Source organism: Polaromonas sp. (assembly GCF_012927415.1).
GTDB lineage: Bacteria > Pseudomonadota > Gammaproteobacteria > Burkholderiales > Burkholderiaceae_C > Polaromonas.
In genome coordinates, this window is the sequence record NZ_JABBPF010000208.1 from 47,177 (window position 1) to 53,313 (window position 6,137).

Here is a 6,137-nt window from a genome sequence, read left to right on the forward strand (position 1 = left end):
TTTATGGTGTGGCCGAAGCCGCCTGAACCACTTGGGTACTGCGCTGGCGCAAAGCCTCATACAGGCAAACGCCACTGGCAACCGACACATTCAGGCTTTCCACCGCGCCGCGCATCGGAATGCTGACCAACTCGTCGCAGGTCTTGCGCGTGAGCTGGCGCATGCCTTCGCCCTCGGCACCCAGAATCAGCGCGACCGGACCAGTCAGGTCCATGTCGTAAATCGTCTTTTCAGCATCATCGCTGGTGCCAATACACCGGATATTGCGCTCTTTGAGCTCGTTCAGCGTACGGGCCAGATTGGTCACCATGAAATAGGGCACCGTCTCGGCGGCACCGCTGGCGACCTTGGCGACAATGGCGTTGATTCCAGCGGCATGGTCCTTGGGAGCAATCACGGCCTGCGCGCCCGCACCGTCAGCCACCCGCAGGCAGGCACCCAGATTGTGCGGATCGGTCACGCCGTCAAGCACCAGGAGCAAAGGCTGGGCGATGCCCGCCGCTTCAAGCTGCTCCAGTAATTCGTCGAGCGATGTGACCTGTGACACGGCGTCGACCCGCGCCACCACGCCCTGGTGGCCATGGCTGCCACACATCTTGGCCAGCCGCAGGCCATCAGACTCGATCAACCGCACACCGGCCTCGCGGGCCCGATCGGTGAACTGGCGCATGCGGGCATCGCGGCGCGACACGTCGAAAAAGACTTCCAAAACCGACTTGGGGGCGGTTTTGAGTCGCACGCCGACGGCATGAAAACCGAAAAGAACTTTGGGGGAAGAAGACATGCAGGGATTATCGCTGCTTGACTTGGGAGGCCGGATGCGGATTGCAGACAAGATCCCCTGCAGCGTACTCAAGCGCTGGACCCTGTAAATGGGTCGAAGATCAAGGCAGATATTCAACAAGCGATCCGGGATCCTGGCGAACTTGGCAAACTTGGATATTGCGGGTCGTTCAGCGAATGGCAAAAATCTGATCGGAATAGCCTGCAACCGCTTCCGCCCTCAAGGCTTGATACCGACGAAGCTGAGGCCGCTACTCCGGGATTTGTTGAGCGCGGCCAGGTAAAGACGTTTTGAGCCCGTATCAAAGTAGGCGATGCCACTGACCGCGCTGGTACCGCTGGCGCAAGCGCCTCCGCCAGAAACGACCATTGACAGATCGTAGAGATTGCCTTTTGTGCGCGGCACGGCAGTGCCCACAAACTGGCAAGCGCTGGCTGTCAGGCCGGTGCCGGCAATTACTCCCTGCGGACTGATGGTGATGGTTGTCGCCTCGGTGCCGCCCGCAACGGAAGCGATGCCCGCATAACTGCCGGCGATTGCTGACAGGCTTGGGGTCTGGTCGTAGTCCGCGTTGTACGAGCTTGTAAATGTGAATGGCGGATTCGCGCTGGCGTAGCTTACCGAGCCATTGAAGCTTTGCCTGGCCACAAAGCTGGCGGCCAGCGTGGCGTTATTGATGCCCCTCCCCTCGAGATTGAAGTCAACGCCGTCGGTCGAGGAAAAACTGCCGTCGAGCGCGGCATTACCAGTGCCCTGTATGAAGCCGGCGACGACAGCGTTGACACGGGGCACGGAGTACAGGAACCAATAGCTGCCATTGTCAAGAACAATGGCCGTTACCGAGCGGGATGTGCTGGTGCTTCCGCTCCACAGGCCTTCCGCGTTGGCAGAAGGACCAGGCGCAGTGTTGCTACTACCGCCACCGCCGCAAGCTGCCAATGCCAGCACCCCTGACATGGCAAGTGCCTTGATCGTTTTGAGTGCCCTGGTGTTCATGGTGGTTCCTTGTGACTGTTGCGGAGATGTTTCCAGACTTGTTTACTGGCTTTACTTCCGATTCTGCGGCCTGAATTTCCTTCGTGTATTCAATTGCTACATTTTTGATAGCTACTTATGCCCATAAAACATGGACCAAAGCCCTTTTCAGCACTTAACCGCCAGGCACAAGCCGCCCCGCCTCGATGGTGATGCGCCGCTCGCAGCGCGCCGCGATCGCAGGGTCGTGCGTGACCAGCACCAGCGTCGTACCCTGCTCCTGGTTGAGCTCAAACATCAGCTTCATCACCGTCTCGCCGGTGGCAAAGTCCAGGCTGCCGGTTGGTTCATCGGCCAGCAGCACGGCGGGCTTGACGACAAAGGCCCGCGCCAGCGCCACACGCTGCTGCTCGCCGCCCGACAGCACCTTGGGATAGTGGCCCAAGCGCTCGGCAAGGCCAACCCGCTTGAGCATGTCGGTGGCCAGCGCGCGCGCCTGCCGCACGCCCGATAATTCAAGCGGCAGCATGACGTTTTCAAGCGCCGACAAATTACCCATGAGCTGAAAACTCTGAAAGACAAAACCCACTTTTTGTGCGCGCAAGGCGGCGCGGTCGTCCTCACTCAGCGCGAACAGGTCCTGCCCCGCCAGCCGAACCGTGCCCTGCGTCGGCGTATCCAGCCCGGCAATGATGGACAGCAACGTGCTTTTGCCAGAGCCGGAGGCACCGACAATGGCAGCGGTTTCACGGGCGTTCAGCGCGAAATCAATATCGCGCAAAATGGTCAATGTGCCGGTGGAGTCGGTGACCGACTTGAAAACATGCTCAACGGAAACAATTACAGAAGCAGAAGACGCCGATGTCGTGGCGGACGTTGAAGAAGTGTCGCCCCTCACAGAAACCACAGGTTCAAACATGTCATCCTTATCTGAAAACTTTAAATTCGTGTTTGCCGACTGTAGCAAGCTTGAGGCCGTGCTGCGATATATCGGAGGCAAGTCCCTGGCTGTGCTGTTGGCTGTCGGCCTGCTGGGCGCCCCCGGCCTTGCGTCCGCCCAGATCCCTGCGCAGACCAAACCGCAGCCAGCTCCGGTGATTTTGATCGTCGGCGATTCCTTGAGCGCCGAGTACGGTCTCAAGCGCGGCACCGGCTGGGTGCCCCTGCTAGAAAAACAGCTGGCTGGCGAAAAGATAATTGTGAAGGTCGTCAACGCGAGCATCAGCGGCGACACTACCTCCGGCGGACGTTCGCGCTTGTCCGCCTTGTTGACGCAATACAAACCCGCCACCGTGGTGATCGAACTGGGCGGCAATGACGCTCTGCGTGGCTTGCCGCTCGACCTGAGCGAGAAAAACCTGAGCGCCATGACGCAGGCGGCAAAAAAGTCGGGCGCGAAAGTGCTGCTGGTCGGCATGCAGGTGCCACCCAACTATGGCGCGGCTTATGGCGCCAGCTTTGCCGGCCTTTTCACCAAGGTCGCCAAGGCTGAGAAAGTGGCGCTGGTGCCGTTTTTCCTGAAGGGCGTTGGCGACACGGACGACCCGACCGCGAACTTCCAGCCCGACCGGATTCATCCCAATGAGCAGTCGCAAGCCAGGATGCTGGCCAATGTATGGCCTGAACTGAAGAAACTCCTCAAGTGAGCCTGGACCGCATTTCCGCCGAAGACGCCCTCAACCAGCTGGGTGATTTTTCCGACATCATCGACGCGCGCAGCGAAGGCGAATACGCCGAGGACCATCTTCCCGGCGCGTTGAACTGGCCCAGCCTGCATGACGAGGAACGAAAGATCGTCGGCACCCGTTACAAGCAGATCAGCCAGTTTGAGGCCAAAAAACTCGGCGCGGCGCTGGTTGCCAAGAACATCGCAGAGCATATCCAGCAGGGTGTGCTTGACAAACCCAGAGAATGGCAGCCGCTGGTGTATTGCTGGCGCGGCGGCAAGCGCAGCGGCTCATTGGCGCTGATTCTCGACCAGATCGGCTTCAAGGTCACGCTGGTCGATGGCGGCTACAAGGCCTTCAGGGCCGCGCTGGTGGCCGATTTGCCGCAGCTGGCAGAGCGCTACCGCTACCGCGTCATCTGCGGCCCCACCGGTTCGGGCAAGACCCGCCTTTTGCAAGCGCTTGGCCAGCAGGGTGCACAGGTGCTGGATCTGGAAGCGCTGGCACATCACCGGAGTTCGGTGCTAGGCGTGATTCCGGGCCTGCCGCAGCCCAGCCAGAAAGCCTTTGACAGCCGTATCTGGGCGGCATTGCGCGGCTTTGATGCGGCGCGGCCCGTTTACATTGAAAGCGAAAGCAAGAAGGTCGGCAATGTGGCGGTTCCCGAAGGCCTGATCTCGGCGATGCGCTCCAGCCCCTGCCTGAACCTGCAGCTGGCCGAGGACGAACGCGTTGCGTTGCTGCTGGAGGACTACGACTTTTTCGTCAGGGACATCGAGTTTTTCTGTGATCGCCTGGCGGCCCTGACCGAGGCGCGCGGCAAGGCTATGGTGCTGGACTGGCAGGCGCGAGCGCGCAGTGGCGAAGTCGCGTCGGTGGTGCGCGAATTGCTGCTGATGCATTACGACCCGGTCTATCTGCAGTCGATGCAGCGCAACTTCGCGCAGTATCCAACGGCGAGCCAGCTTTCGCCGAGCGACCACAGCGCGGCCGCCATGACCGAGCTGGCTCGGTCGCTGCTTGGCGAGGCTTGAGGATAAAAAAACCGCCATCACCGGTGACGGTGATGGCGGTTTTTTAGGGTTGTAGCCGCTATTATTTATATAGCGAGCTATGCCGATAATTATTGGACCCGCGGCCTTTTTTCTTAAAATCTAAGTATTGAAAAACTCAGGGTGCGGATTCAGTGGGCGGCAGATCGGGCGGGGTGCCATGGGGCATGTCCGTTGTCTGCTCGCCGTCATCCGATCCATCATCGGGTTTGCCTTCGCCCTTGCGCTTGAGCTTGTCTTCTTTTTTTCGTTTTTTCGCAAGCTCCTTCTGGCGCTTTTCGTAGGAGTAATTGGGAGTTGCCACAGCTTAGCTTTCGTGAATAATTAACCCGTACTGTAATGCATTGGTCTCGGGCGGCAGTCATAACCCGCGCAGCGCCTGGAGCATGTCCGCCTGCAGGTCCGCAACCGCCTCAAGACCCACGGCGAAACGAACCAGACCTCCCTGATAAGGCCAGGGCATGCTGCGCGCAGCCTGAATGTTGTAGGGTACGCACAGGCTGATCGGGCCGGCCCAGCTGTAGCCCAGTTTGAAGAGCCGCAGGCTGTCGCAAAAATGATTGATCTGCTGCTGCGTGAAGGCGGGCTTGAACACTGCGCTGAACAGACAGGCCGCGCCGGTGCAGTCTCGCTTCCAGGCCGCGTGGCCGGGCGAATCTGCCAGCGCAGGGTGAAACACGGCCTCGAACTGGGGCTGGGTCTGCAGCCAGGCCGCCAGCGCGCGCGCGCTGGCGTCTTGCGCCGCGTAACGCAGCGCTATGCTGCCCAGGCCTCGCAGCACCAGCTCGGCATCGTTGCCGCCCACGTTGTAGCCCAGCCGCATGTGGCAAAGCTGGATTGCGTCATGAAGCGCAGCGTCGCGCGTCACCACCGAGCCCATCAGCACATCGGCGCCACCGCTGGGGTATTTGGTGAGCGCCTGCACCGAAATGTCGGCGCCCAGCTCTCACGCGTGTAAAGCGCGCCCGGCGCCCCTGGTGTTGTCAAGAACCGTCACGGCGCCACGCGGGTGCGCCGGACCGGCGGCGGCGTTGTGGGCCTGGACAACTGCCACCAGCGCCGGTAGGTCCGGAAACTCCAGCGTGATGGAGCCCGGCGCTTCCAGCCAGACCAGACGTGTCTTGCGGCTCAGTTTGGCCGCAAGATCCGGCGGATTCATGGCATCGTAAAACTGCACAGTGATGCCCCAGTTCGCCAGCTCGCCTTCGGCAAAGGTTTTGCCGGGGCCGTAGGCGTTATCGGGAAGCAGCATCTCGTCGCCGGTTTTGAGGAAAGCCATGTCGACCAGCGCCACAGCCGCCAGGCCACTGGGCGCAAGGACGCAGTGCCTACCGCCTTCCAGTGTGGCCATGCGCGCTTCCAAAGTGAAGGTGGTGGGCGTGCCGTGCAAGCCGTAGGTGTAGGCTGTCCTGCGCTTCCAGTCGCGATCATGCATGGCCGCGACGCTGGGAAAAATGATGGTGGAAGCCTTGTGAACGCCGGGGGCGACCGCTTCAAACCCGTCGGGCGGGGTGTAGGAATGGTGAATCAGCTGGGTGGATATGGCGCTCATGCCTCCATATTAACTGGCCCCCACGCTTGTCGCTGCGCGTACTGCGCTGCCCCCCGAGGGGGTTGAACTTCGTTTGGGGCGGCCCTGCGCTTCGTTCATGGCCCCCA

The 6,137-nt window shown here is 60.7% G+C and carries 6 protein-coding genes and 1 pseudogene; 2 read left to right on the forward strand and 5 right to left on the reverse strand.

Annotated features, from left to right (window positions below; translation table 11 throughout):
* Nucleotide 1 precedes the first annotated feature (1 nt).
* The 3 genes from rlmB to HHJ19_RS17225 form a co-directional block, all read right to left on the reverse strand.
* The gene (rlmB, locus tag HHJ19_RS17215) at nt 2-784 is read right to left on the reverse strand and encodes a 23S rRNA (guanosine(2251)-2'-O)-methyltransferase RlmB (protein ID WP_296909082.1); all 783 of its coding nucleotides are present in this window, start codon (nt 782-784) and stop codon (nt 2-4) included.
* Nucleotides 785-1,003: 219 nt separating this feature from the next.
* Nucleotides 1,004-1,780, reverse strand: a complete 777-nt coding sequence (locus HHJ19_RS17220; RefSeq protein ID WP_296909083.1) for a hypothetical protein — start codon at nt 1,778-1,780, stop codon at nt 1,004-1,006.
* Between the two features lie 154 nt (nt 1,781-1,934).
* Complete coding sequence (locus HHJ19_RS17225; protein WP_296909084.1) at nt 1,935-2,678, reverse strand: ABC transporter ATP-binding protein; 744 nt, start codon at nt 2,676-2,678, stop codon at nt 1,935-1,937.
* Between HHJ19_RS17225 and HHJ19_RS17230 the strand changes: the two genes are divergently transcribed.
* Nucleotides 2,677-3,405, forward strand: coding sequence for an arylesterase (locus tag HHJ19_RS17230; protein WP_296909085.1), 729 nt, complete (start codon nt 2,677-2,679; stop codon nt 3,403-3,405). The genes HHJ19_RS17225 and HHJ19_RS17230 overlap by 2 nt on opposite strands.
* Nucleotides 3,402-4,460 carry a tRNA 2-selenouridine(34) synthase MnmH gene (mnmH, locus tag HHJ19_RS17235; protein WP_296909086.1) on the forward strand — a complete coding sequence of 353 codons (1,059 nt, stop codon included), beginning with the start codon at nt 3,402-3,404 and terminating at the stop codon, nt 4,458-4,460. The genes HHJ19_RS17230 and mnmH overlap by 4 nt, the downstream gene beginning before the upstream one ends.
* Before the next feature lie 136 nt (nt 4,461-4,596).
* Here mnmH and HHJ19_RS17240 read toward each other — a convergent pair whose 3' ends face one another.
* The gene (locus tag HHJ19_RS17240) at nt 4,597-4,782 is read right to left on the reverse strand and encodes a hypothetical protein (protein ID WP_296909087.1); all 186 of its coding nucleotides are present in this window, start codon (nt 4,780-4,782) and stop codon (nt 4,597-4,599) included.
* A gap of 57 nt (nt 4,783-4,839) precedes the next feature.
* Nucleotides 4,840-6,030, reverse strand: a pseudogene (locus HHJ19_RS17245) (PLP-dependent transferase).
* Nucleotides 6,031-6,137: the final 107 nt, after the last annotated feature.

Bases quoted from the DNA above. Each gene is read 5' to 3' on its own strand.
- rlmB (WP_296909082.1), bottom strand. From the start codon at position 784: ATGTCTTCTTCCCCCAAAGTTCTTTTCGGTTTTCATGCCGTCGGCGTG.
- HHJ19_RS17225 (WP_296909084.1), bottom strand. From the start codon at position 2,678: ATGTTTGAACCTGTGGTTTCTGTGAGGGGCGACACTTCTTCAACGTCC.
- HHJ19_RS17230 (WP_296909085.1), top strand. From the start codon at position 2,677: ATGTCATCCTTATCTGAAAACTTTAAATTCGTGTTTGCCGACTGTAGC.
- HHJ19_RS17220 (WP_296909083.1), bottom strand. From the start codon at position 1,780: ATGAACACCAGGGCACTCAAAACGATCAAGGCACTTGCCATGTCAGGG.